Annotated in this window: 29 protein-coding genes; 10 read left to right on the top strand and 19 right to left on the bottom strand. The window is 43.9% G+C overall.

The features are described 5' to 3' along the window. Positions 1-50: 50 nt before the first annotated feature. Positions 51-596, bottom strand: a complete 546-nt coding sequence (locus tag R7Q39_RS01275) for a TetR/AcrR family transcriptional regulator (RefSeq protein WP_025768600.1) — start codon at positions 594-596, stop codon at positions 51-53. A gap of 98 nt (positions 597-694) precedes the next feature. Between R7Q39_RS01275 and R7Q39_RS01270 the strand changes: the two genes are divergently transcribed. The 4 genes from R7Q39_RS01270 to R7Q39_RS01255 all read left to right on the top strand — a co-directional run bounded on the left by R7Q39_RS01270 (position 695) and on the right by R7Q39_RS01255 (position 2,241). Next, the gene (locus R7Q39_RS01270) at positions 695-1,168 is read left to right on the top strand and encodes an HPP family protein (RefSeq protein ID WP_005374998.1); all 474 of its coding nucleotides are present in this window, start codon (positions 695-697) and stop codon (positions 1,166-1,168) included. A 138-nt stretch (positions 1,169-1,306) separates the two neighbouring features. After that, positions 1,307-1,522 carry a TIGR02450 family Trp-rich protein gene (locus R7Q39_RS01265; protein WP_005374999.1) on the top strand — a complete coding sequence of 72 codons (216 nt, stop codon included), beginning with the start codon at positions 1,307-1,309 and terminating at the stop codon, positions 1,520-1,522. A 112-nt stretch (positions 1,523-1,634) separates the two neighbouring features. Next, on the top strand, positions 1,635-2,012 hold the full coding sequence (locus R7Q39_RS01260; protein ID WP_005386881.1) for a PH domain-containing protein: 378 nt from the start codon (positions 1,635-1,637) through the stop codon (positions 2,010-2,012). 10 nt (positions 2,013-2,022) lie between these two features. Then, entirely contained in the window at positions 2,023-2,241 is a 219-nt protein-coding gene (locus R7Q39_RS01255) for a DUF6500 family protein (RefSeq protein ID WP_017634431.1), read from the top strand. Here R7Q39_RS01255 and R7Q39_RS01250 read toward each other — a convergent pair. From R7Q39_RS01250 to fliD, 9 genes are all read right to left on the bottom strand, one after another. Further along, positions 2,238-2,525 (bottom strand): hypothetical protein, encoded by a 288-nt coding sequence (locus R7Q39_RS01250; protein WP_005375002.1) that lies wholly within the window; start codon positions 2,523-2,525, stop codon positions 2,238-2,240. The genes R7Q39_RS01255 and R7Q39_RS01250 overlap by 4 nt on opposite strands. Positions 2,526-2,602: 77 nt before the next feature. Continuing rightward, entirely contained in the window at positions 2,603-3,598 is a 996-nt protein-coding gene (locus R7Q39_RS01245) for a flagellar motor protein MotB (protein WP_005375003.1), read from the bottom strand. After that, complete coding sequence (gene motA / locus R7Q39_RS01240; protein ID WP_005375006.1) at positions 3,598-4,455, bottom strand: flagellar motor stator protein MotA; 858 nt, start codon at positions 4,453-4,455, stop codon at positions 3,598-3,600. The genes R7Q39_RS01245 and motA overlap by 1 nt, the downstream gene beginning before the upstream one ends. 10 nt (positions 4,456-4,465) lie before the next feature. Then, positions 4,466-5,194 carry a FliA/WhiG family RNA polymerase sigma factor gene (locus R7Q39_RS01235; protein ID WP_005375008.1) on the bottom strand — a complete coding sequence of 243 codons (729 nt, stop codon included), beginning with the start codon at positions 5,192-5,194 and terminating at the stop codon, positions 4,466-4,468. A 12-nt stretch (positions 5,195-5,206) separates the two neighbouring features. Beyond that, complete coding sequence (fliL, locus tag R7Q39_RS01230; RefSeq protein WP_005375011.1) at positions 5,207-5,707, bottom strand: flagellar basal body-associated protein FliL; 501 nt, start codon at positions 5,705-5,707, stop codon at positions 5,207-5,209. A 22-nt stretch (positions 5,708-5,729) separates the two neighbouring features. After that, a complete protein-coding gene (locus R7Q39_RS01225; RefSeq protein WP_065275489.1) occupies positions 5,730-6,803 on the bottom strand; it encodes a flagellar hook-length control protein FliK in 1,074 nt (357 codons plus the stop codon). Next, positions 6,800-7,120 (bottom strand): hypothetical protein, encoded by a 321-nt coding sequence (locus R7Q39_RS01220; protein ID WP_005375013.1) that lies wholly within the window; start codon positions 7,118-7,120, stop codon positions 6,800-6,802. Before R7Q39_RS01220 ends, R7Q39_RS01225 begins: the two co-directional genes overlap by 4 nt. Further along, positions 7,104-7,490: a flagellar export chaperone FliS gene (gene fliS, locus R7Q39_RS01215; protein WP_005375014.1), complete on the bottom strand. Its 387-nt coding sequence runs from the start codon at positions 7,488-7,490 to the stop codon at positions 7,104-7,106. The genes R7Q39_RS01220 and fliS overlap by 17 nt, the downstream gene beginning before the upstream one ends. A gap of 32 nt (positions 7,491-7,522) precedes the next feature. Then, positions 7,523-8,869, bottom strand: coding sequence for a flagellar filament capping protein FliD (fliD, locus tag R7Q39_RS01210; protein WP_005375015.1), 1,347 nt, complete (start codon positions 8,867-8,869; stop codon positions 7,523-7,525). A gap of 416 nt (positions 8,870-9,285) precedes the next feature. On the opposite strand from fliD, the gene R7Q39_RS01205 reads away from it, so the two are divergent. Next, positions 9,286-9,573, top strand: a complete 288-nt coding sequence (locus tag R7Q39_RS01205) for a hypothetical protein (RefSeq protein WP_005375016.1) — start codon at positions 9,286-9,288, stop codon at positions 9,571-9,573. A gap of 70 nt (positions 9,574-9,643) precedes the next feature. On the opposite strand, the gene lafA is transcribed toward R7Q39_RS01205, so the two are convergent. The 9 genes from lafA to R7Q39_RS01160 all read right to left on the bottom strand — a co-directional run bounded on the left by lafA (position 9,644) and on the right by R7Q39_RS01160 (position 17,854). Further along, entirely contained in the window at positions 9,644-10,495 is an 852-nt protein-coding gene (gene lafA, locus R7Q39_RS01200) for a lateral flagellin LafA (protein ID WP_005375019.1), read from the bottom strand. A gap of 301 nt (positions 10,496-10,796) precedes the next feature. Next, positions 10,797-11,567: an EAL domain-containing protein gene (locus R7Q39_RS01195; RefSeq protein ID WP_005375023.1), complete on the bottom strand. Its 771-nt coding sequence runs from the start codon at positions 11,565-11,567 to the stop codon at positions 10,797-10,799. Positions 11,568-11,586: 19 nt separating this feature from the next. Beyond that, positions 11,587-13,677 carry a flagellar biosynthesis protein FlhA gene (gene flhA / locus R7Q39_RS01190; RefSeq protein ID WP_005375024.1) on the bottom strand — a complete coding sequence of 697 codons (2,091 nt, stop codon included), beginning with the start codon at positions 13,675-13,677 and terminating at the stop codon, positions 11,587-11,589. A gap of 31 nt (positions 13,678-13,708) precedes the next feature. Beyond that, a complete protein-coding gene (gene flhB, locus R7Q39_RS01185; protein ID WP_005375025.1) occupies positions 13,709-14,836 on the bottom strand; it encodes a flagellar biosynthesis protein FlhB in 1,128 nt (375 codons plus the stop codon). Continuing rightward, the gene (fliR, locus tag R7Q39_RS01180; RefSeq protein ID WP_005375027.1) at positions 14,833-15,609 is read right to left on the bottom strand and encodes a flagellar biosynthetic protein FliR; all 777 of its coding nucleotides are present in this window, start codon (positions 15,607-15,609) and stop codon (positions 14,833-14,835) included. Before fliR ends, flhB begins: the two co-directional genes overlap by 4 nt. Further along, positions 15,609-15,878, bottom strand: coding sequence for a flagellar biosynthesis protein FliQ (fliQ, locus tag R7Q39_RS01175; RefSeq protein ID WP_005375036.1), 270 nt, complete (start codon positions 15,876-15,878; stop codon positions 15,609-15,611). The genes fliR and fliQ overlap by 1 nt, the downstream gene beginning before the upstream one ends. 12 nt (positions 15,879-15,890) lie before the next feature. Then, positions 15,891-16,649 carry a flagellar type III secretion system pore protein FliP gene (gene fliP, locus R7Q39_RS01170; protein ID WP_005375037.1) on the bottom strand — a complete coding sequence of 253 codons (759 nt, stop codon included), beginning with the start codon at positions 16,647-16,649 and terminating at the stop codon, positions 15,891-15,893. Positions 16,650-16,667: 18 nt separating this feature from the next. After that, a complete protein-coding gene (gene fliN / locus R7Q39_RS01165) occupies positions 16,668-17,039 on the bottom strand; it encodes a flagellar motor switch protein FliN (RefSeq protein ID WP_005375038.1) in 372 nt (123 codons plus the stop codon). Then, positions 17,036-17,854, bottom strand: a complete 819-nt coding sequence (locus tag R7Q39_RS01160) for a FliM/FliN family flagellar motor switch protein (RefSeq protein ID WP_005375039.1) — start codon at positions 17,852-17,854, stop codon at positions 17,036-17,038. The genes fliN and R7Q39_RS01160 overlap by 4 nt, the downstream gene beginning before the upstream one ends. 379 nt (positions 17,855-18,233) lie before the next feature. Between R7Q39_RS01160 and R7Q39_RS01155 the strand changes: the two genes are divergently transcribed. The 5 genes from R7Q39_RS01155 to R7Q39_RS01135 are packed head-to-tail and all read left to right on the top strand — an operon-like array spanning position 18,234 to position 23,693. After that, complete coding sequence (locus R7Q39_RS01155; protein ID WP_025768594.1) at positions 18,234-19,253, top strand: OmpA family protein; 1,020 nt, start codon at positions 18,234-18,236, stop codon at positions 19,251-19,253. Beyond that, the gene (locus R7Q39_RS01150; protein ID WP_017820535.1) at positions 19,253-20,584 is read left to right on the top strand and encodes a sigma-54 interaction domain-containing protein; all 1,332 of its coding nucleotides are present in this window, start codon (positions 19,253-19,255) and stop codon (positions 20,582-20,584) included. Before R7Q39_RS01155 ends, R7Q39_RS01150 begins: the two co-directional genes overlap by 1 nt. Before the next feature lie 15 nt (positions 20,585-20,599). Further along, positions 20,600-20,956: a flagellar hook-basal body complex protein FliE gene (gene fliE / locus R7Q39_RS01145; RefSeq protein WP_005375045.1), complete on the top strand. Its 357-nt coding sequence runs from the start codon at positions 20,600-20,602 to the stop codon at positions 20,954-20,956. A gap of 3 nt (positions 20,957-20,959) precedes the next feature. Further along, complete coding sequence (gene fliF / locus R7Q39_RS01140; protein WP_005384024.1) at positions 20,960-22,711, top strand: flagellar basal-body MS-ring/collar protein FliF; 1,752 nt, start codon at positions 20,960-20,962, stop codon at positions 22,709-22,711. Continuing rightward, positions 22,680-23,693, top strand: a complete 1,014-nt coding sequence (locus tag R7Q39_RS01135) for a flagellar motor switch protein FliG (protein ID WP_005375048.1) — start codon at positions 22,680-22,682, stop codon at positions 23,691-23,693. Before fliF ends, R7Q39_RS01135 begins: the two co-directional genes overlap by 32 nt. Positions 23,694-23,696: the final 3 nt, after the last annotated feature.

The raw sequence follows: 23,696 nt of genomic DNA, 5'->3' as shown, positions 1-23,696 counted from the left end.
GGTGCCTTTGGTTTGCATACTTAATCCGCAAATGACTATACCTGAACGCATTAAAGCTTGTGCAAAATGGTCACGCATTTCTTCGTGATGTTGTCGTACTCTTTCGTCATGTAAGCGGTAGTGATCGCGCCCTCTTTCATGATGCAAATGGCATCGAGTAATGCAGCGTTGTCTGATTTGAGATAGTGATGAATTAGCTCTCTGACTTGCTGCTTATGGTAGCGGCAATACGTTGCGATCTCGCCACTGTCGTCACTGAATTCCGCGGACGTATTGATGAAAAAGCAACCGCGAAACTCGCCCAACTTTTCTTCAGAGCCATGAAACCAGCCGTTGAGTGCTGTAAATAACTGATCGATCACCTCCGCGCACGTTTGTGCTGAAGAAAGCTTTTCCTCCAACCATTCCATAAATACTTGGTGGCGTTGTTCTAATGCGGCGATGATAAGCGCTTCTTTGCTCTCAAAATGGTTATATAGCGTGCGTTTAGCCACGCCGGAAACATTGAGGACTTCATTGATGCCAATAGAGTTGATGCCTTGTTTATAAAACAGTGACAAAGCTGTGTCGATCAATAACTGTTTCTTTTTGTTCATAACTACGTCCTCAAAAAGTTCCATAAACACATATTGACAAAGGTAGACAGATTTGTCTATTTTATTTTGTGGACAATTCGGTCTACTTTGAGGTGTTTATGAATAATTTAATTTTATCGTTGGTTGCCGGGCTTGGCGCTACGTTGGCTATTGGCGTATTGTCCTACGCTGAGGTATCACTGACGGAGGTTGTACTCCTGATGGCACCATTTGGTGCTACCGCAGTACTGGTGTTTGGGGTGCCTAGCAGCCCTCTCGCTCAACCAAAAAACGTGATCATTGGTCACTTCATTACGGCATCTATCGGTATTGCGTTTAGCCAGTATGTTGACGTCACGCCGGTCACGCTCGCGATTGCGACGGGGCTAGGTGTGTCTGCGATGCTGATTACGAAGACCACTCATCCACCTGCGGGGGCAAATCCAATTTTGATCATGGCGTCTGGGCAGGGATGGAGTTTTCTCTTCACGCCTGTCCTGATTGGCGCGGTAGTGATTGTTCTGGTCGGTAAAGGGTTACAGTTGCTACAAAGTCAGTACTTAAACCCTCGACTGAATGGTCAGAAGACCTAGTCGGATTGTAGTTAGAGCCGCGAAAGGGAGTGATCTCTTTTGCGGTTTTATCTTTTGTCGGTTTGCAAAAACAAAATCTGATTCTCTCTTGGTATTCAGTCGTATACATCAACATGGTAGTTAAATTGGTACAATGCGATGAACAGAATCCACCCTAAGAAACTATTGCACAGTAAATGGACGGCAATTTCACCTAAAAACAAAGAGAAGCATTTTGTCGTGACGGAAATGGAACTAGATGAAGATGGTAACGTTGTGAGATGTGTCATCGAGGCAGTCATGAGTAAACGCGACCGAGAGATGAACTGGCAAGACCTAAAAGACTCTGAGCAATGGATGCAAGGGTGGAAGTGAGTGACGCTTCGTTGTTGGGCGAATCAAGCAGAAACGTGCGTTGCGAGTAGGCAAAAGTGGTGCTATCTGATACGTTGATAATTCGTTCTAACGCCCACTCAAAGGATTAATTATGATTGATTTCGACAATTCCTCTGTATTTAAGCTTAAGCCGATTGACGTTTCTAATGCCAGAGAAGACTTCCTTAAGTTCTTGATTGATGGTGAGACTATTTTCGCTGCTTTTAAAACAGTTCGTGACCAAGTGGTGTTTACGAACAAGCGAGTGATAGCGGCAAATGTGCAAGGGATTACCGGCTCAAAAGTGGATTACACCTCTTTGCCTTACAGTAAGATCAATGCATTTTCTATCGAGACCTCTGGTACTTTTGATTTGGATTGTGAAATCGAGTTCTTCATGAGTGAGGTGGGAAGAGTGCGTTTTGAAATTAAAGGCTCGTTTGATTTGATTTCTTTCAACCGTATGGTTAGTGAGTATGTACTAGGTTAAGGGATTAGAAATGAGAGCTTCGCTGAGAGACAAAATTATAGAGGTCTGTGACAAAAAGATCGCGAGTAAAGGTGAATTGGTTGGTCTCTCATTTTATGCGTTTTTCGCTAATAAAAATGACGACCCAGAGCTGTTGATGGAAGCGGCTACGTGGTGGATTCAGACTCATCAGCTCGACCACTTCGAAAAAGCAGTAAAAATAAAATCAATGGTCGAGTCGGGGAGCTAAATTAAAAAAAAGAAGTAAAGAAAGCAGACAAATGCTAATAACGTTGCGGACAAAACAGGGTAGATAATGTAAGAGTCCTGCTTGTTGGTTCGTTGAAAACATAGCGAAACAAGTAAGACGTTATAAACAACAAGTAACAAGCTGATCATGGTTCCGCTGTTTAGTGTCATACTTGATAGCTGAGTTAAGAAAAACGCCAATAAAAGGTAATCGAAGACAATGAGCCATAAAAAGGCTTTCTTTAGTAAGTCGCTTTTTCTTTTTTCGGATGATGTTATGTGCATATAGAACTCAACTAAAAAGTCACAGTAACAGAGGCTTTGGTTAGAGAGGTCACCATCAGAGTGGTGACCTTTTAAGATTATAATTCTTGAATTTTTACTTCGCTGGTGGCGGTATCGCCGGAGTAATTGATGACTTCTTGACGAATGACTGGTTGGTTGAATTCAGCCTTATCTTTCGCTTTTTGCAGTTCGCTTTCTTGGTGGTTGCCAAAAAGGGTCTCAAGCACTTTAGCGGCAGGAGTCGTTAAAACAAACAGCTCAATACGACGGTTTTCGCTAGAATCTGGCTCATCAGGATTAAGCAGCGCTCTATCTGACATACCCGTTACCTGCATTACTCTATCATCCGGCATACCGCCTTCAACTAACGTATTTCTTGCTACGTCTGCTCGAGAGGCTGATAACGCCCAGTTAGATTGACGACCAAAACGCTTTTTAAATGGAATTGCATCTGTGTGTCCGCTGATGATCAGAGGGTTGTTAACACGATGAAATACAGGTGCTAGTGCGAGCAGTAAATCTTCAAAAAAAGGAGTAAGTTCTGCACCACCACGGCTGAACATATGCTGTTTGTAATCATCTTGAAGGACGATACGCAAACCTTGTGGTGTCACCGTGACGTTTACATTTCCCTGCGCATTAATTTGGGCAGTCATTTGCTCAATTACTTTCGCTAGTGCGGCAAGTTGCTCTTGAGTATCGAAGTTACCAGGAATCAAAGAATCAATTTCTGGTCCATCCCCATCACCTTTAAAGTAAGAGCTTACCACATGGTTGGAGTTGTGTTTACTTGGCACAGAAGAGTCCTGTGCCAAGTCGATAGGAGAAATACTTTGTGACGTATCAAATGGGTTGCCGTAACTCTTGTCGAATACGCTTGAACTATGCAAGTGGGCAACAATCGCTTTACGCTCTTCTTTGTCTACCACCTGCATAACCCAAAGTACAAGAAACAGCGCCATTAGGGCGATCATGAAGTCAGCAAACGCGACTTTCCACGCGCCGCCATGAGACGACTCATCATGGCTGTATACTTTGGCACGTTTGAACACTACATGCTCTTGTTTTTGCATTATCCCTCCTGTTCAGCTAACCACTTCTCCATTTGGTTGAATGTTGGTTTGATGTCTAGCTGAATATGTTTACGACCAGCGTCAATGGCGAGCAATGTCGGCTTTTTCGCTACGTAGGCAACCAAGGTTGCACGAACGCACTCAAAAGCAGTCATATTACGTTTTACTCGCTGAGCCATGGCGTTACTTAGTGGATCTAAGCCACAGTAACAACCGAAAATACCAATGAATGTACCAACGAGAGCTGCCGCAACGTGATACCCAATCATAGCGATTGAGCCATCAATAGCTTGCATGGTGATAATGATGCCACCAACTGCTGCAAGAATACCGAAGCCAGGTAGTGCTTCTGCTGTACGCTGTAGTGAGCGTGAAGGTAAAAGCATTTCGTTCTGTATTGCTTCGATTTCTTGCTCTAGCAGTCCCTCTAATTCATGAGGCGACATCTGTCCCATTGCCATTAAACGTAAATTGTCAGTAATGAAAGAAATTAGGCGATGATCTTCTGCGATCGTCGGGTAAGCGAGGAACATAGAGCTTTGCTCCGGAGCCTCAATATGAGAATCCAGAAACTTGTATCCGCGGTTTCTCGCTGTCTCTAGCAAGTTGTTGAGTAGTGCCATTAATTCCATGTAGTACTCATGCTCTTCTGTTGGACCTTTAATGGTCGCTGGCACTTGGCGACGCATTTCTTTCAGTACATGAGGCGGATTACCGATGATCAAAGAACCAGCAGCGGCGCCAATAATGATAAGGAATTCGGCTGGCTGCCAGATAGCACCTAAGCTACCACCGGCCCACATATATCCACCGAAGACGCACACCAGGATAGTGAGCACTCCAAAAAACTTTTGCATCTTGTGACTCCTAAGAGGACATTAATTGGTTGAGTTGTTTCAGCGCTTGTTTGTGAAGCTGACATATACGAGGTGGTGTCAGATCCAATACCAGAGCTATTTCGTGTAAGTTGAGTTCATGTTGATAGAACAGAGTCAGGAGCAGTTGATCGCGCTTAGGTAATTTACCCAAAGCACTGTCTAAACTACGACGAATATGTTCATGTTCCATGCCATCGTATTGCCCGCCAATGTAGCTATCACCGCTGCTCTCCATCAGTTGGTCAAGGCTTTGCATCTCGCCTGCGAGAGCGGCATTTTGGCGGTTGTAATAATCTTGCTCATTCGTCCCTAAAGCCTGGATGATTTCGGCATCCGTTGGCATTCGACCTAACGTTCGAGTGAGATCTCGAGTCACGTCGTTGAGCTCGTGGGCTTGTTGACGAGTCTTACGTGAACGCCAATCTAGTCGGCGTAATTCGTCTAAAATAGCTCCCCGAACTCGACAAACGGCGAAAGCAGGAAAGTGAGGATCGTCAACATCGCCATATCGGCGTCCAGCCTCGACTAGAGCGATAAGGCCTATCTGCTGCATATCTTCAATACTACAGTGAGAAGTGGCATGAACGCGCAGCTGGTTAACTACGCGTTTTACCATGACCTGATGACGTTGTAGCAATGCGTTTTCATCAATTGGTCGTGACGGTGTTGTCACTTCCTCTTCTGTGGTGTAAGTGTCTTGTACATTCATGTCTAACATGGTTGTGCTCCGTTATTGCACAACATATTTAGTCAACAAAACATCGTCGATTTCTCGGACGATGTCTGTTTTAGCAAAAGCGAGTAGAAGCGTTTGCTTCACTTCGTCTTGCAGAATATCGATGGCACCCGCTTGCTGTAACTGATCAAACGTTTTGTCGCTAAACAGTTTTAATAGAGAGTTTTGTACCATAGGCATGTATTCATCGATCTCTTTGATACGCTCTGGACGGCGTGTCTCAATTGCCAGTTCTAGCATCACAAAGTGAGTCTGTTTCTTGCCTTTAACGGTCAAAACGACTTTGTCCAAAGGATGGAAGCTAGGACCTTTACTTGTCGGTTGTTCTGTGACCAAAAAAGACAGTGGAGAGTCTTCGATCAGTGAACCAGAGTCAGGTGACTCTTGAGCGTGTTTGTTTAAGTACCAGATTCCGCCCATAATTGTGACGGCCGAAACGAGGGCACTGGTGATGATCATGGCGATAAACAGGGCGATCATTTGTTGTTTGGTCATAACCTTTTTCCTCGAAGATTCACTAAGCTTGAGTGCTTAGCCAGTGTTCTGAATAGTTAGTTGTTGTCGTGGTTTGGAATGCACCAGATTCTCGTGCGGCGAAAATATTGGCGTCTTCTTCGTTTGCATGTGGGTCATTTCGACCTTGGTTTTGATCAGAGCCAACATTGACATCGACATGAACGAAGTTTTGCTCTTGTAACTCAGTACGCAATCGTTCCGAAACTTGCATTAAAGCTTCTCGTGTTGCTGCGGCATTGGCGTTGATGTGGACACTCAATCGGTCACCTTCAACACGTACAAGTAAATCCAATTTCCCTAAGTCTGGTGGGTCTAGGCGGATTTTTGCTTCTTGTACATTTTGTTGAGCTTGGAGCGTCACGCGATCATGTAATACTTGCATCATTTGCTCCCCCCACTTTCCTGCAGTGGTATCAACACGCACCGCTGCCCACTCAGAGCCTTGAGCTTGAACATGACTCGTCGCAACCGGTGAATGTGCAGGTTGTGTTGTAGGAGCTTGTGCTTGAAGTAGAGAGGCGGTTGGTTGCCCTTGAACAGGTTGATTCAAAAGAGTTTGAAACTCAGCACCGGAGATAGGCAAACGCGAACTCGATGAAGTTGGCAGACTTTGCTTCACATCTTGTTTTGATGATGTGTTTAACATAGCGTTAGACGAATCTTGAGTAACAGACTTAACTTCGCTCGCAGTCATTAAAGATGACGCTTTTCCTAGTTTCTCAGCCTGCTTCTCTGCCATGGTAATCATACCCTGGGTTAAAGCTTGAGCTTGCGCTGCAAGATCAGTCGATTCTGTTAACCCTGGTGTACTGGTCAAGTTGGCATCCGGATCTGAAGCTGAGCGGTCATCAGTATCAAAACCATGACTTTGTACTTTGTTTGCGCTGTTCAAAGTAGAGGCCGTAAGGTGAAAACTCGGTACCGCTGACGCAGAGTTAAAGTCTTGCTCACCATTCTGCTTGTTCCCTGATTTAAAACCATGAGAAAAGCCGTGTACCGAGTTCGCTTGCTTGATGTGACCCTCATTGTTAGCTGGCGAATTACCCGAGTGCTGAGTTGAAGAAGGTATGATCATTGAGTTAGCTCCATGGTCATTGCTAATTGATAGGCCATAGCGCGTTCTTGATGGTCATTGACCATGTTCATCTCTTTTTTCAACTCGTTGGTCGACTTCTCTAATACTGCGAAGGCATTAGCGTGCACTGTTTTCGCTCGCTGGATTTCAGGGGCAAGCTTAGGATCTTTCAAAAAAGGCTTGTGACTGATCAAAAGCTCTCGCAACTGCAAGTCGTACCGCTTGAGCGCATGCCAATCGGCCGTTTTTGCGGCGAACTGGATGAGCTGAGATAAATGACGGAATCGCTCTGGCGATACTTTATGCTTGTTGTCCAAAATTCATCCAACCTTCACGAATGTTACCCATTACACGCTCAACGTTAACCAAGCGATTTGCATCGTTTTGCACGCTAGCGTAATAAAGTTCGACTTGGCAGAAGTCATACAGCTGGCGTAGGTTTTCCGCAATTTCACCGCCGTTTTCATCATCTAAAGCACTTGTTAGTCCAATCAAGATGTTCATGCATTTGTTGATTCCATTCCCTTTCTCGGCCAAACGATTTGCGGCTAGGTGGCCGCGAATACGTTCAACTTCATCGAGTAGGCCATCGATTAACATGATGACCAATTGGTGTGGATTTGCTGCTGCCGCTTGAGCGTCGAGATCGACTTGTTGGTACGAATCGTAACCAGAATCCATAAGCATGAATATTTCTCCTAAATTTGGAACCAAATGTCTTATTTTTGAGCATTAAACATGGACATGGTTTGGTTCATTTGGGTCATAATTGAATTCATTTGAGTGAATTGTTTGAGATAGCGGTTGTACGACATTTCGTACTTACGCTCTAAATTGGTTTGTTTATCTTTGATTCGGTCTAAGCTTGACTGTATTGCGTCTTTACGCGTGCTGAAGGTACCTGATGAGAACTTCAAGAAAGGCTCTACCATCGCGTCAAGAGAATCTAGCAAAGCGTCATCCCCATTAAACAACGCCTCTAAGCCTGCGCTATTTGTTTGTTGAGCTTCTTTGAACTTTTCTTGATCAACTTTCATTTTACCGTTGCGGTCTAGGCTCACGCCGATTTCGCTTAGGCGCATACCATTGTGTTCACCTCGGATTAACCCCGTTAACTGACTCTCAATAGAACGCAATGTCGAGTCGCTAGCGAGCACGCCGCGTTTCTGATCTTCGCCGCCAATTTGGGTGTACTGATCGATAGTCGAAACAAGGGCATTGTAGGTTTCCACAAACTTATCTAGTTGTTCTTTAGTGCCTTCGCTATCAGCTCCAATTTTTAAACCGATTGGCGAATCTCCCGCGGCTTGCGGTTTAGATACGGTAATGTCAACACCGTCGATGACACCTTCAAAAGTATTACTTGCGTTGGTTAGTTTCAGGCCTGAGTCTTTTGCACCTAGCCACATAACCGCATCTTGCGGAGCGTTGATTTGCTTGAGGTTGGTGAAGGCGTCTTCAAACCACGCTTGGCCAGTACCCGATGCAGATACGTTGATCTTATTTTCGACACCAGTCTCAGTGCTCGATAGCATAAAGTGTGTTTGACCATTCGAGCGAACTAGAGTGGCGTTAACGCCAGGGTTATCCGTGTGATTGTTAATCGCACTGGCTAAATCGCTGATCGTTGCAGTGCCGTCACCATTAACATCAACGGAGGACAAGTCTAGAGTCATTGTTTCACCGTTGATGGTGAATTCTAAAGATCCAGTTGTTGGTACTTCTGTCGTTGCCTCAAGGTCTGCAGGCATACCTGTAGATACTTGATGCGCCGTTGCCACTTTTTCTACAAAAATCTGATAGTTACCCGTTAGCGCTTTAGCATCCGCGTTTGCAGTAAAGTTACCTTCTTGAGAGAGTGTCGCACTGTTTTTGATGATGCTGTTTGTGCTGTTATTCATCTCTTTCATTGCAGTACGAAAATCACGTAGTGCGCTTTCAACTTTATTAAAAGCTGACAGTTGTGACTGGTACACATTAGCTTGCGCTTGGTAACGGTTTTTGAATGGGTTTGTGTCCAATTGTGCGAATTGGGTTGCCATTTTTACTGGGTCTAAAGAACTCATGAGGTGTGCTCCTCTCATCTCTTATTGGCTTGAATACTTTGAATGCTACGCCTTAGTTTAATTATCAGTGGCAAGATACGTGCCGTATATTAAATTCAATTAAAACAAAGGTTTAAAGCTATTTTGTTTTCTTGGGAGGAAGTGGTGTTTCCACCTTGTTTGTTCCGCCTTCCTCCATGGAAAAAGTAATTTCCTTATAAGAAAAGGCGACCTAAACAAAGAAAATATTTAATTGTATTGACGGTTCTAATTAGGAGAGATGTTTTAATTGGACGTTATATTCAGCCTTTACTTCAGCTTGATTCAGATAATTCTTACAGAGTGCATTAATTGCGTTCTGATATTATTTTTGATAGTGCGAAGTGCAAGTGTTCTCACTAAAAATTAAATTTTTTACGTTTCAAAGAATGTCAGTTATGAATGAATTTGCGTTGCGATTGATGAAATGTGCTCGTGCATATGAAGAGTTCATTAACAAAAAACTATTAAGTAAACAGAGCATCAATTCTGATGAGATAGCTAGTATCTTAAAGGAAGCTAAGTTCAATTTTCCTGAACTTAGAGATAGTAAAATAGGAAGCAAATTAGAGACGATAGAATTAGAACTGTTTAATAAGGTTTTATTTAATATTATGTTGAAATTCGGATTCAGAGTGCCTGAATCTCACAAAGATAATACGAGCTCTATTTATATTCGTAGATAAAAATAAAGCCTTCCATAGGAAGGCTTTATAATTAAGACGATTTAAATTAAGCGCACTATTAACTAAGTAATTAGCGTAGTAGTGACATTGCCATGCTTGGAAGCTGGTTAGTTTGAGACAGAACAGTTGTACCTGCTTGCATCAACATTTGGTTCTTAGTCATGTTTGAAGACTCTACTGCAAAGTCTGTATCCATGATACGACCTTTAGATGCTGTAACGTTTTCTACCATGTTACCAAGGTTAGCCATAGTGTGCTCAAGACGGTTGATGTTCGCACCGAAGTCTGCACGAGAGCTACCAATTTTTTCTACTAGACCGTCAGCGCCGCTGATTTTGTCTAGTGCTGCTTTTGCTTTAGTCGCGTCATCGATACCATCTGTAATTGCTGCATCAGCAAGGATAGTAGTGATTTCACCGATACCTGCGCTTGCGCTTACAGTCAATGTTTCAGCAGAAGATGCACCGATTTGGAATGTTACGTCACCTGCACCGAAGCCGCCGCCTTTAAGAAGGTTTTGACCACCGAACTTAGTGTTGTCTACGATGTTGTTTAGTTCTGCAGTAAGCTGTGTGAACTCTTTGTTAAGAGACGCACGGTCTGTTGCACTGTTTGAACCGTTCAACGATTGTGTAGCAAGGTCGTTCATACGGTAAACGATGTTTGTCATTTCATCCATCGCACCTTCAGCAGTTTGCATCATAGAGATGCCGTCTTGTGCGTTACGCATTGCTACTGACATGCCGCGTGTTTGCGCTTCTAGACGGTTAGCAATTTGAAGACCAGCAGCGTCATCAGCAGCTGAGTTCACACGGTAGCCTGTGCTTAGACGTTCCATTGCTGTATTTAGAAGTCCGCTTGTTGTGTTCATTGTGTTTTGAGTTACAAGCGAAGCGTAGTTAGTGTGCATTGATAAAGCCATCTTAGTCTCCTTAGTTAGTCACTATATCTTTCAGGCCTCGGGATATTCCCTTGTCACTAACTAGAGGCGGTCGGTCGGCTTTAATGATTAATTTGAAAATTAAAAAATTTCTAAAAAAGATAAAAATTGATGATTTTTAGTGATTTGTATTCCATGAAAACCGGGAAAATCATCATATAAGCCTAAATTTTTTAGTTAAGTTAAAGAAACTATTGCCCAATGATCTTGTGGTTATCCGTTATAAATAAAAAAACAGCACGAATAAATCGTGCTGTTTTAAATATAAATGGTTGAGTTTCAACTATTCCTCATCAAAAGACTGAAAGGAGAGAGAGGTTGGGATATCGCTGAAATAACCAAAATAATAACTGGCACCCAATAAACGATACCGGTTAAGTTCCGTTTGACTCGCTACACGTCCGGCAACCCAAGTATATTTATGCTTTCTTAAGAACTTAGCAATAGGTAGGAAAGCGTGTCTTTCTTCTTTATCTTCTAGTGTGACTGACAATTTGATCATATCGGGACTAAAGTCTGCGACGCGCTCGAAGTTCACTTGCGATGTCGCGACTTCAAACCAAAGTGAATATGCATTCTCTTTTAACTTTTTGGTGAGTGTGGCGACTTTATCACGATCACATAACGTTTCATCAGCTTGAAGAGAAGGAATCACATGTTGAAAAGCAGAAGAGTGGAATTGAATCGTCTGTTCGAGAAAATAAACCCCAGGCTCCCACAGTAATGCATCCACGCGAATCGGCACGACAACATTACTAATCAAGTCGTGATGAAAGGCTTCTAACTGAAATTGTGTTTGTCTTAGTGCAAGGTAAAGACTGAACAAATCCAGGCAGTACTGCATTTGTTCAGAGAGTTTGAATTGATAGACACTTTGTTCTCCACGCATACCAAATCTCAACGTCAGGTGTTGGAATTCTACTTCCCCTGATTGAGCTTCCCTAATTGCTTGGCATGCGTGTTGGACATCATTGTGTTTTAAAGCATCAAAGACTAATTGATCGTCATCCGTGACGATGTGTTGTACTGCGAGACCAACCAAATGTTCGTACATCGCATGTGTTGAAATAAGATTAACCAAGGTTTCCTACCACATTGATTTGTTTGTTTTCTGGGATTTCGTTGTAAGACAATACTGCTAGCCCTTGTGTAAATGTGCGAGCGTAACGCGCTAGAAGAGGGCGCAGCTGTGGCATAACGAGAAGGATCGGAGGTAGCCCCTGTTGTTTAAGCTGTTGTCTGATCAATGGCAAGTTTTGTTGGAACTGACCAAGAATGTTTGGCTCAATTGGGAAGCTATCTAGTGTTACCGTACCAGAGGATTGTGCTTGTTGCAGTGAAGTTAGTAGCATTTGTTCTAACTCATCAGACAGTGCGTAGACATTTAATTCGTTCTTTTGTCCTGCAATTAAGTTAACAAGCGTACGCTTTAGTGCACAGCGTACATCAGATGCAAGTAGGATCGGGTCCTTTGTATTTTCCGCGGATTCCAACATTGTGTTGGCAATCGTGCGAATATCTTTTAGTGGCACTTGGTCCAATAAAAGCTGACGATATACTTTCAGCTGCTGCGCTGGATTAAGTGCTGCTGCTAATGCTTCTGCTAGTTTCGGGGCTTGTTGTGTCAAACGCTGGGTTATTGCTTCCACATCGTCGTGCGTAAACAACTCTGCAAGGTTTGTCTTCATGATTTTACTAATATGAGTGGCAATAACAGTGCCATCATCGACAACTTGGTAACCCATATTAAGTGCTTTTGCTTTATCTTGATGCTCAATCCACACAGCTGGCAACTGATAAGCAGGATCGCTACCCAAAATGCCATCTACCTCACCGTAAGTTTCGCCAACCGCTATCGCCATTAAACGCTCTGGTTCAATAAAGCCTTGCTCAATGACTTCGCCATTTAGAGAAATTGTGTATTGGTTTGGCTTGAGGCTCAGGTTGTCACGAATACGAACTTCAGGTAATAAAAAGCCAACTTGTTCAGAAAGGTTTCGACGCACACCGCGGATACGTTGTGATAAAGGAGCCCCTTGTTCTTTGTTGACTAGATGGACGAGTCGGTAACCAAGCGCAAGTGATAATGTTTGGACGTGAGGAATATCATCCCATGTCAGCGGTGTATCATCGTCTTGCATCGCTTGTGAAAGTGCTTCGACCTCTTCAATCTGGGAGTCTTGCACTGGCTTCTTGGTTTGACGCCACCCTGCGAACGCTAATGCGCCAGCAAACGCAAAAAAGGCTAGGTGTGGCATACCCGGTACCATACCGATTACCGCCATAATACCTGCGACAGTAAATAGCGTTGCAGGAGTTGCCAGTAATTGCTTTTGCATGGTTTCCGACATGCCATTATCGCTATCATTAATTCGCGTAACGATAATCGCGGCAGCCGTTGCCAATAGTAGTGAAGGAATTTGAGCAACTAGACCATCACCGATTGTGAGTAGGGCATAAGTTTTAAAGGCGTCAGACGCAGCGAGTCCATGCTCGAAGACACCAATACTGATACCACCAATGATATTGATAAACAGAATCAACAAACCTGCGATGGCATCGCCACGCACAAACTTTGATGCACCATCCATCGAACCATGAAAATCGGCTTCGTTGGCGACTTCTTTACGGCGTAAGCGAGCCGTTTCCTGATCGATAAGGCCAGCGTTTAAGTCGGCATCAATTGCCATTTGTTTGCCTGGTAAAGCATCCAACGTAAAGCGGGCTGAAACCTCAGAAATACGTTCACCACCTTTGGTGATTACGACGAAGTTGATGATCATCAAGATGACGAACACCACCATACCAACGACGTAGTTACCGCCAATGACGACTTCACCGAATGCTTGAATGACCTTACCCGCTGCGTCACCACCATTATGTCCTTCTAGGAGTACAATTCGCGTAGAAGCCACGTTCAATGTGAGACGTAATAATGTTGCGACCAGCAAAATAGTTGGAAAAACAGAGAAATCTAATGGTCGCTTTGCGGTTGTGCTGACCAGCAATACTAGGATTGCTAAGACGATATTAAAGGTAAACAGCGCATCCAGTAGCAGAGGAGGCAAAGGAAGAATCACCATTGCTAATATCATTAGCAAGACGATTGGAATGCCAACGTAGCCTTTGGTTGATGTTTGAAGTTGTTTTAACCGGTTAAGCATACTTTCGTGTCCTTGGATAAACGCGGGTTAATCAGTGCTGCAAATGTTTTGGAATCGAAAAATGAGGTAAAGGAATTGGCTCTTTTCCCTCACCTTTACGAAAGGCTTTCAATTGCAAAACGTAAGTAAGGATATGTGCCACTGCGATGTACAGTTGGCTTGGGATTGCTTGTTCAATCGCCGTCGTGTGATAAATCGAACGTGTAAGTGGCGGGGAGTTAATGATTTCCACTTTGTTTTCTCGGGCGATACGTTGAATGTGCATAGCAGTTTCGTCTACGCCTTTTGCGACGACAAAGGGCGCGTCAGAAAGCGAAGGCTCGTATTTCAGTGCGACTGCGTAGTGCGTTGGGTTTGTGATGATCACGTCAGCCGTCGGCACCATTTTATCGATCTTACGGCGCGCAAACTGTTGCTGTATTTGACGAATACGTTGTTTTACTTCCGGACGACCTTCATTATTTTTAAATTCCTCTTTCAATTCTTGTTTCGTCATGCGGAGTTCTTTTAGGTGTTCCCAACGCTGATAAGGAATGTCGATAACCCCAAATAACAACAAGGCGAAGCCCATTAAGAGTAAGCCTTCAAACAGAATTGACATTACTAGAGAAAAACCTTGGCTGAGTGGGAGGTTTTGCATGCCAAGTAATGGCTGTAAGTGGTTGTCTAAATAGCCATATAAGATGCCGAAGATCACGGCTACTTTGAACGTCGACTTTAAGAGCTCAACCACTGAGCGGGTCGAAAAAATGCGCTTTATCCCGCTCAAAGGATTAATTTTGCTCAGCTTTGGCATCACGTTCGCGGGACGGAACATCCAACCGCCTAACACAAGGCTACTACCACAGGTCACGATAATAATGACGGTAAACAATGGTAATAGCATGTCGATGATGACCGCTAAACTTTGTCCCAATTGCTCGACAAGTTGTTTAGGGTTTTCTAGGTCGGCTCGTGTCAGCATCATGTTGTAGCGAAAGATCCCCGACATGCTTTCCCAAATACTATTAAGCTGAGAGTAAAAGTAGAGCGCCACCGCTAGAAATATCACCGCAGTAGTAAACTCTTTCGCGCGAGGAATTTGTCCTTCCTGGCGGGCTTTCTTTACCTTCTGCGGTGAGGCTTTTTCAGTTTTGTCTTGAGAAGATTGATCGCTCATGCTCCCCCCAACATAAAGTTACTCAAGTGTCTAATGGTGTCGTGAACGAGCGCCGTGTAGCGACCAGGAACACCAGAAACTGAGATTAATACGCTGAATAGACCCAGCAGCATCGTCATAGGAAAACCTAACGCATAGACATTAAGTGATGGTGCGGCTCGGTTCATTACACCAAAACTGATGTTGGCTAGAAGCATGGAAACAATAGCGGGCAAAGCCAAAGCGAGTGAAGAGGCAAACATCCAACCGAAAATATTGACAACACCTTGCAGAGAAAGCGATGTGATACCAGATCCGACTGGCCAAACAACAAAGCTTTGAATCACGATATCTATGACGAGTAAGTGTCCTTCTAGCGCAAGAAACAGCAAGGTTGAGAAAATCAGAAATATGCGTCCCAAAATGGCGACAGAAAGCCCGTTAATAGGATCATTCATCATCGCCATACCTAAGCCCATTTGTAGAGAAATCACCTGACCAAGCATGGTGAAAACGTTAAAGAGCATGTGCAAAATTAACCCAAACATTACCCCCCAAATAGCTTGCTCAAAAGCAAGGAACAGGGAAGTCATAGAGAATAACTCGACTTGTGGCATGGGTGGCATTAACGGTCCAGTAATGACAACGATCGAGAGGGCCAGTAAAGTACGAACCCAAACAGGAATAATTGCATCACCGAAGAAAGGCATTGAAATAAATACGGCTCCCACACGAAAAAACGGCCACCAGAGTTGACCGAGTATCGCCGAGAGCTCTGCAAATGTGATGGCCATTAGCCAATCATCCCTGGTATGTTGTGGAACAAGAAATCAAACAGTTCCATGATCTTACGGAGCATCCAGTGACCTGCAAAAATCACCATTAACAAGGTAACGAGCAAACGTGGCAAAAAGCTGAGTGTTTGCTCGTTGATTTGTGTGGCAGCCTGAAATACGGCGATACACAAACCGACAATTAAGCCTGGAACAACCAATACGGCAACCATCAAAATGATCAGCCATACTGCATCGGAAAATAACGTTACGGTTAGTTCTGGGGTCATAACAGCTCCTAGTTAACCGAAGCTGGCAGATAAGGTGCCAACTGTCATTGCCCAACCATCCACGAGTACAAATACCACCAACTTAAAGGGAAGTGAGACAATCAAAGGTGATAGCATCATCATACCCATTGCCATCAGGACACTGGCGACAACCAAGTCGATGACCAAAAACGGGATGAAAAGCATAAAACCAATTTGGAAGGCGGTTTTCAGTTCACTAATGACAAATGCAGGCAAGACAACGGCAAATGAAATATCCTCAACGTTTTGGTCGAGAGGCTCATTGGCAATACGTAACATTTGTTCAAGAGAGCTTTGGTGCGTCTGTGCCAACATGAACTCTCTCACTGGTTTCTCTGCAACAGAAAAAGCCTGTATTAGCGTGATTTCGCCGTTGTCGTATGGCTGAAACGCATTTTCATAAATATCGCTCCAGACAGGGCGCATAATCAGCAACGTCAATGCGAGAGCGATCCCGACCAACACTCTGTTAGGTGGGCTTTGTTGAAGACCAAGAGCTTGGCGCAAAATCGCAAGGACAACGACAATTCGAGTAAAGCTCGTCGCCATCAAAATAAATGCTGGAAGAAAACTGAGCGCCGTCATCAACAACAGAATTTGCAGTTTAACGCTGTATTCTTGTTGTGTGTCGCCATCAGAAACGGACAAGATAGTTAAGCCGTTGTCAGCCGCCATTGTTGGGAAAGCAAACAAAAGTGACACCAATACCAAAAGAGGTAACCAACGGTGCCAAGCGCTCAGATTTTTCATTGTGATGCCTACCTAAGATTATTGACCAACGCCACTCAATGCAGAGTCATGTACATCGATCAGACGAAGTCCATACTTATCATTGACAACGACAACTTCAGCGTGGCCCATAAGAGAACCGTTTACTTTCACGTCTAAAGGCTCGCCATTGAGCTTTTCCAACTCGATAACCGTGCCTTCACCCGCTTTCATTAAGTCCCCAAGTGGGATCTCCTTACTCGCAACTTCCAGCGTGACTGTGACAGGAATGCTTTTGAAAAAGCTAAGGTCACGTTCCGCAGTGGCTGGTTCTTGTTGGAGCGTATCTTCGGCTTCAAAGTCTTCTAATTGAAAATCATCAAAGTTCAGTTCTTCTGCGTCGAATGCATTAGTTTCTAGCGCTTCGCTCATCGCTGCGGTTCCTTATCAGGGTTAAAGATCAAAACAAGTTGGCCGTCTTGCTCGGCAATACGACCTGTAAATAGAGATTGGTTGCCAATGCTTACTGGAACCGTGTTAAGAAGCTCAATAGGTAAAATATCGTTGGGTTGTAAGCCAACCACATCACTTAAAGGCATCTTCTTTTTACTTAGAACAACGTTCAGTCGAACGGGGGTCGTCTCTAAAGAACGACAGAAAGGTTGAAACAAATCGGTATCAGGTTGCAGTTCAAGCTGCTCGATCAGCGTTTGAATAAGATGACCATCTAGCTTGAGATGAATTGAGCCTTGATGATCGTCAAACGCAATGTTTAATTGAACGTTAATGCCAATACCTCTAGGGGTCTCATACTCACCCGTGTCCCACATTTCACCAGGAGCAAGCCAACCGATGATGATTCGACTGATGCGCTCTTGTAAACGTAAGTCACTGGCCGTCAGAGTAGCGGCTGAGCGCTCTGCACTTGCACCATAAAATCTATCAGCCAACTTTATGAGCGTGTGAGGGTTACCATGGATGAATACCATGCCGCCTTCCTGATGTTGATAGGTCGACGTTTGTTCTTTGTCCATCTCAACCGATGTAAAGCGGTGCAAGTCTACTGAGGTTAAGCTAGCTTCCACTTTTCCTGTGCTGAGCCAATTTTGTAATTCAGTCGTAAGGTTTGAGCAAGATTCTGAAATTAAATTATCGAGCTTCTCACGAATGATATGAATAGGTTTGCCTAATAATTCTACATCAAGTAGTTGACTATCAGAAATAGGCTCGCTAACTCTATTTTCCATTTATATTTTACCGTGCGTTAACAATCGAAAGTGTTTTAACTTAATGGCGTGTAGTCTACACAGAAATTTTAATGATCTTTTAGCTCCAAACTCTAAGATTGTGACTTTAGTTCACATGTTGCTTTGTTCATATAGTCATAATCTTTTAATGAAATTTAAAAAGAGTTAGTTTTCTTTATAAATCGCTTAATAAATAAAATAACAATGTTGAGCGTTTTAGTTGTTATAGATTTTTTAAATTGCCTTTATGGCGTAACAACAACTTCAAATAAATAAATTATAAGATACTGTTTTTTATGCTTAAAGCTTCCACTGGAGGCTAAGCGTGCTCTCTTGAGCGTTTTGTAACCAATTTTAATATTCAGAATAGGTAATTAAAATGATTAGCTATGCCAGTTCTCTCGGCTTGGTGGCATATTTAATTAAACGGTTTAAGTCATGGGAATGTAAGATATACATGAATTATGTCCGTTTGATAATTTGTAACACAATTATTGTTATCAGTTTTATTCTTTCAAAAGTGTCATATTCAGAAGAAGTCTTAACAATCCCTATGGACCTCTCTAAATGGACATATGAGGGAAATAAATTCAAATGCAACTTGTTGCAATCAAATAATGACTATGGGAAGTTTTATTTCCTAGCGGAACCTAATAATAAATTCTATTTTATTTCCGACATAGAATATGAAAACAATAAATGGAAAACGATTGCTTTAACAACTCAAAATGCTCCTTGGAGTGATGAGCTTTATAGAAAAGAGTTTGACTCCCTTGAATTTACTAAGCCGTCTCAGCGTTTCATCTTTAATAAAGGCGCTGAAGAATTCATGGATTCAATTGCTTCGGGTAGTTGGGTGACGCTGTCACTTAAAGGAAGTAATGCTTCCTCTGTTTCAGAGATTGTGATTCCTACTCTTCAAATTCAAAACGCATTGAAATCATTTAATGCGTGTCGCGCGCGATTGCCTAAATTGTCTTTTTCAGAGGCAAGGGATATGGCGCTCTCATTTGAGTTTGGTCAGAAGACGTTAAGTCGTGGACAGAAAGCAACACTAGAAGCGCTGTATAGCTATGTATCTGTGGATGATCGAGTGACCAAAATCCTCATCGACGGTCACACCGATAACGTTGGTTCAAGTTTAACGAACCTTTCTGTGTCACGTACTCGAGCAGAGCAAGTCACCAATGCTTTGATTGAGCTTGGGGTCGACGAGTCGATGATCGAAACACGAGCTCATGGTTCACGTTACCCAATTGCCAGCAATAACTCGGTTAATGGCCAAGCAAAAAACCGACGTGTCACCCTGCGTTTAGTGAGGGACAACGAGTATACGGCTACGAAACACCACCCAGCTCTACAATCACAAAATCAACAAACGAAAGTTAAGGTTCAATGATGACGAAAACGAAAATTTTGTTGGTTGAGCCAAATGAAGCTCTTGCTCAACCAGTATTGGATGTGTTGCAAAATGCAGGTTACACCGCGAAACACACTCGTACTGGTCGAGGCGCTTTGCTTGAAGAGCGAGCAGAAATCACTTTAGTGAGCTCTACGCTGCCGGATATGTGTGTTCGTGAGTTTGTCGCGTGTCACCAAAAGCAGCGAAATTCGGGTGTTGTTATTGCGATTGTCGATCAAGAACAAGGCATCTTGGCTGCTGAGACGATGAAAGCGGGCGCTACTGATTATCTATTACGCCCATTTGAATCTAATCAGTTGGTTAATCTGCTTAAACGTGTTGAAGCGTTAGGTAAGCCAATGGCCAACATTGTTGCGGAGTCTTGGAGAAGCAAACAAGTTCTGCAATTGGCGCATCGTGCAGCATGTACTAACGCGAGTGTGCTTATTACAGGTGAATCGGGAACGGGTAAAGAAGTGCTGGCGCGATATGTGCATGAGCACTCTCCGCGTATCAATGGTCCATTTGTGGCGGTTAACTGCGCCGCCATTCCAGAGTCAATGTTAGAGGCTGTGCTATTCGGTCATGTAAAAGGCGCGTTCACCGGAGCGACAAATTCTCAAAGCGGTAAGTTTGAAGAAGCAAATGGCGGGACGATTCTGCTTGACGAGATTGGTGAAATGTCACCTGCGGTTCAAGCGAAATTGTTACGCGTCCTTCAAGAGCGTGAAGTAGAACGTGTTGGTAGCCATAAAGCCGTTCAGCTCGATATTCGTGTTATTGCGGCAACCAACAAAGACTTACGTGAGGAAGTTCAAAAAGGCACGTTCCGTGAAGATCTTTATTATCGATTAGATGTGCTGCCTCTGCACTGGCCGCCTTTGCGTGAAAGAAAAGAGGACATTCTACCAATTAGCCAATTCTTTATTGAAAAGTATCAAGATAGCAGCCGCTGTCACCTATCCCAAGATGCGATTAGTGCGCTGAGTCAGTATCACTGGCCGGGCAATATTCGTGAGTTGGAAAATGTCATTCAACGCGCTTTGGTCATGCGTCATGGTGATTACATTACAGCCCATGACCTGATGCTGCCTATTGAGCTTGTCGCGTCAGTTCCTACAGCAGAGCCAACTGCAAGTTTTGGTCATGTAGAAGCGAAGAAGCAAGCTGAATATCAGTTTATTTTGGAAAAGTTACGTCAGTTTGGTGGAAACCGAACGAAAACCGCAAACGCGCTTGGAGTCTCTACTCGAGCGCTACGCTACAAGCTCGCAGCAATGCGAGAACATGGTATTGATTTACAGTCGGCACTAGGCTCGGCTGCCTAATAGGAGAAAAAATAGATGGCAAGTCAACCTACTCATGCGGTCTCGGCAGAGCAACTTATGTTGTCAAAAATGCAGGCGATGCAGGCACAAGTGCAGCCGCCAGAGTTTATCGTGAGTGCAAATCCTTTAGATCAACAATCACTAAACGCACCTTTATCGTTCTCACAAGCGATGACAAATGTGTTGGATACAGTGAATCAACATCAATCAGTGGCTAGTCAAAAAATGACGGCCGTAGAAACAGGAAAAAGTGATGACCTAGTTGGTGCAATGGTCGCGAGCCAAAAAGCCAGCTTGTCCTTTAATGCTTTGATGCAAGTGCGCAACAAAGTCGTGACCTCATTTGAAGATATTATGAAGATGCCGGTGTAATTCATGTCAGAACTAACCCCCCAAGTCGCCGGAAACACAGCTATGGCTACCGGCACAGCACAGACATTTTCTACTGCCAACGGCATGGACGATGTGACAACGAAGCTGAAGCAAATCTGGTCTAGCAGTCAGAGAAACTTAGTGCTATCTGCGGTGTTAGCTGCGATTGTTGCAGCGATTATTGTGGTTGCACTATGGAGTTCCTCGCAGAGCTTTCGTCCGCTCTATAGCCAGCAAGAGCGTTTTGATATCGGCGAAATTGTGTCGGTATTAGAAAGCGAAGGCGTAAGCTACCGCATGCAAGAGCAAAATGGACAAGTTCTTGTACCAGAAGGTGAGGTTGCGAAGGTGCGCATGTTGCTTGCATCAAAAGGTGTTAAAGCTAAGCTGCCGACAGGTTTGGATTCGCTCAAGGAAGATAGCTCTCTTGGTACGAGCCAATTTATGGAAACAGCGCGTTATCGTCATGGTTTAGAAGGTGAGTTAGTACGTACTATCATGTCTTTGAACTCAGTAGCGAACGCGCGTGTTCATTTAGCAATACCTCGTCAAACTCTATTCGTCCGCCAAAACAGTGAGAATCCTTCAGCATCTGTCATGCTTGAGCTCAAACCTGGTGAAGACTTAAAGCCTGAACAAGTTGAAGCGATCATTAACCTAGTGGTCGGCAGTGTCACGGCAATGAAGCCAGAATTTGTTTCTGTCATTGACCAGTATGGCCGTCTTCTTAGTGCGGATGTCGCTTCTGCGGAAGCTGGTAAAGTAAATGCGAAATATCTTGAATACCAGAAGAGTGTTGAAAAACAGATCATCCAACGCGCAGCAGATATGCTTACGCCGATTGTGGGGCCGAGTAACTTCCGAGTACAAGTCGCTGCCGATCTGGACTTTAGCCAAGTTGAAGAAACACAAGAAATTTTGGATAACGCACCGGTTGTGCGTAATGAGCACACCATTCATAACAACTCGGTTGATCAAATTGCGTTGGGTGTTCCTGGTTCTCTAAGTAACCAACCGCCAGTGACAGGATCTGGTGAAGTGGAAACGAACGATAGCCAAAACACGAATGCGCGATCTGAAGTGAATCGTCAATATGCTGTAGGGAGCAGTGTTCGTCGTACTCAATACCAACAAGGCCAAATAGAAAAGCTTAGTGTATCGGTTCTGTTGAACTCCAAAGCTTCGCCAGATGGTGTGGCGTGGAGTGAAGCCGATAAAGAGCAAATCTCAAACATGATCATGGATGCTGTTGGTATCTCTGCCACACGTGGTGACAGCTTAAGTTTAATGAGTTTCAACTTCACCCCAATTGAAATTGATGCTCCTCCTGCACTGCCGTGGTGGCAAGACCCTACAGTACAGCAGCCAATACGCTACGTTATTGGTGGCTTGTTAGGCTTGGCGATGATCTTCTTCGTACTGCGTCCATTAATCATGCACCTAACTGGCGTTGATAAACCTGTGCCTGAGCTAAATTTTGCTGAGCCTCAGGAAGAACCTGACTACGAAAACTTGCAAACGCGTGAAGAGCGCGAGCATGAAGAAGTACTTGATCGCCGCCTATCTGAAAAAGGCATCTCAGCCTCTTCAGGTTTAGATGTAAACAGCGACATGCTACCACCAGCAGGTTCGCCATTAGAAATTCAATTGAAACACCTACAGCTTATTGCTAATGAAGAGCCAGAGCGCGTAGCCGAAATACTGAAACAATGGGTAAACATCAATGAACACAGTTCTATCAAAGCAGACGCTTAGTTATGTTGAACAAACCGCGCTCGTGCTATTAGGCATGGGCGAGGATGCCGCAGCGAAGGTTTTGCAACACTTTAGCCGTGATGAAACCCAGCGTGTGACTCGTGCAATGGCGAAGTTAAATGGCATTAAGAGCGATTCTGCTCGTGGTGTTATTCAAACTTTCTTTGAAGATTTCCGTGAGCACAGCGGTATTCGAGGAGCCTCTAAGGAATACCTATCTAATACATTGCGCAAAGCGTTGGGTAACGATTTGGCAAAAGGGTTATTAAATACCTTATATGGCGATGAAATTCGCAACAATATGCAGCGCTTACAGTGGGTGGAAGCAGAAACTCTCGCTCGTTTCATTGTGAATGAGCACCCACAAATGCAAGCAATTTTTCTAGCGTATTTGCCAGCGGACAGCTCTTCAGCGGTATTGAAGCACTTGCCACAAGATTACCATGACGAAATATTGTTCCGTATTGCTCAATTGCAAGATATCGATCATCAAGTTGCCGTTGATTTGCATGAACTCGTTGAGCGTTGCATCGAAAAAGTATCCGCAAGTCAAAGCACGCCGTTATCAGGTGTTAAGCAAGCAGCAGATATCATTAACCGCTTTGAAGGTGACCGTGGTTCATTGATGGAAATGCTGAAGTTGCATGATGAAGATGTTGTTAATGCAATCGAAGAAAACATGTTCGACTTTATGGTTCTTGGCCGACAACGCGAAGAAACTATGGACATGTTGGTGCAGCAAATCCCGCTAGAGTTGTGGGCAGTTGCGCTAAAAGGTTCCGATATTACCTTACAACAAGCTATTAAGCGTTCAATGCCGCAACGTATGGTGAAAGCGCTAGAAGATGACATGGACGCACGCGGCGCTGTTGCGTTAAGTCGAGTTCAAAAAGCACGTCAAGACATCATGCAAATGGTACGTGAGCTGGATGAATCTGGTGAAGTTCAGCTGCTTCTCTATGAAGAGCCAACGGTGGAGTAAGGT

The organism is Vibrio sp. 947 (genome assembly GCF_033339115.1).
In the GTDB taxonomy this organism is placed as follows: Bacteria; Pseudomonadota; Gammaproteobacteria; order Enterobacterales; family Vibrionaceae; genus Vibrio; species Vibrio alginolyticus.
Note: the sequence above shows the minus strand (reverse complement) of the source record. Positions and strands in the feature narration are given on the sequence as shown.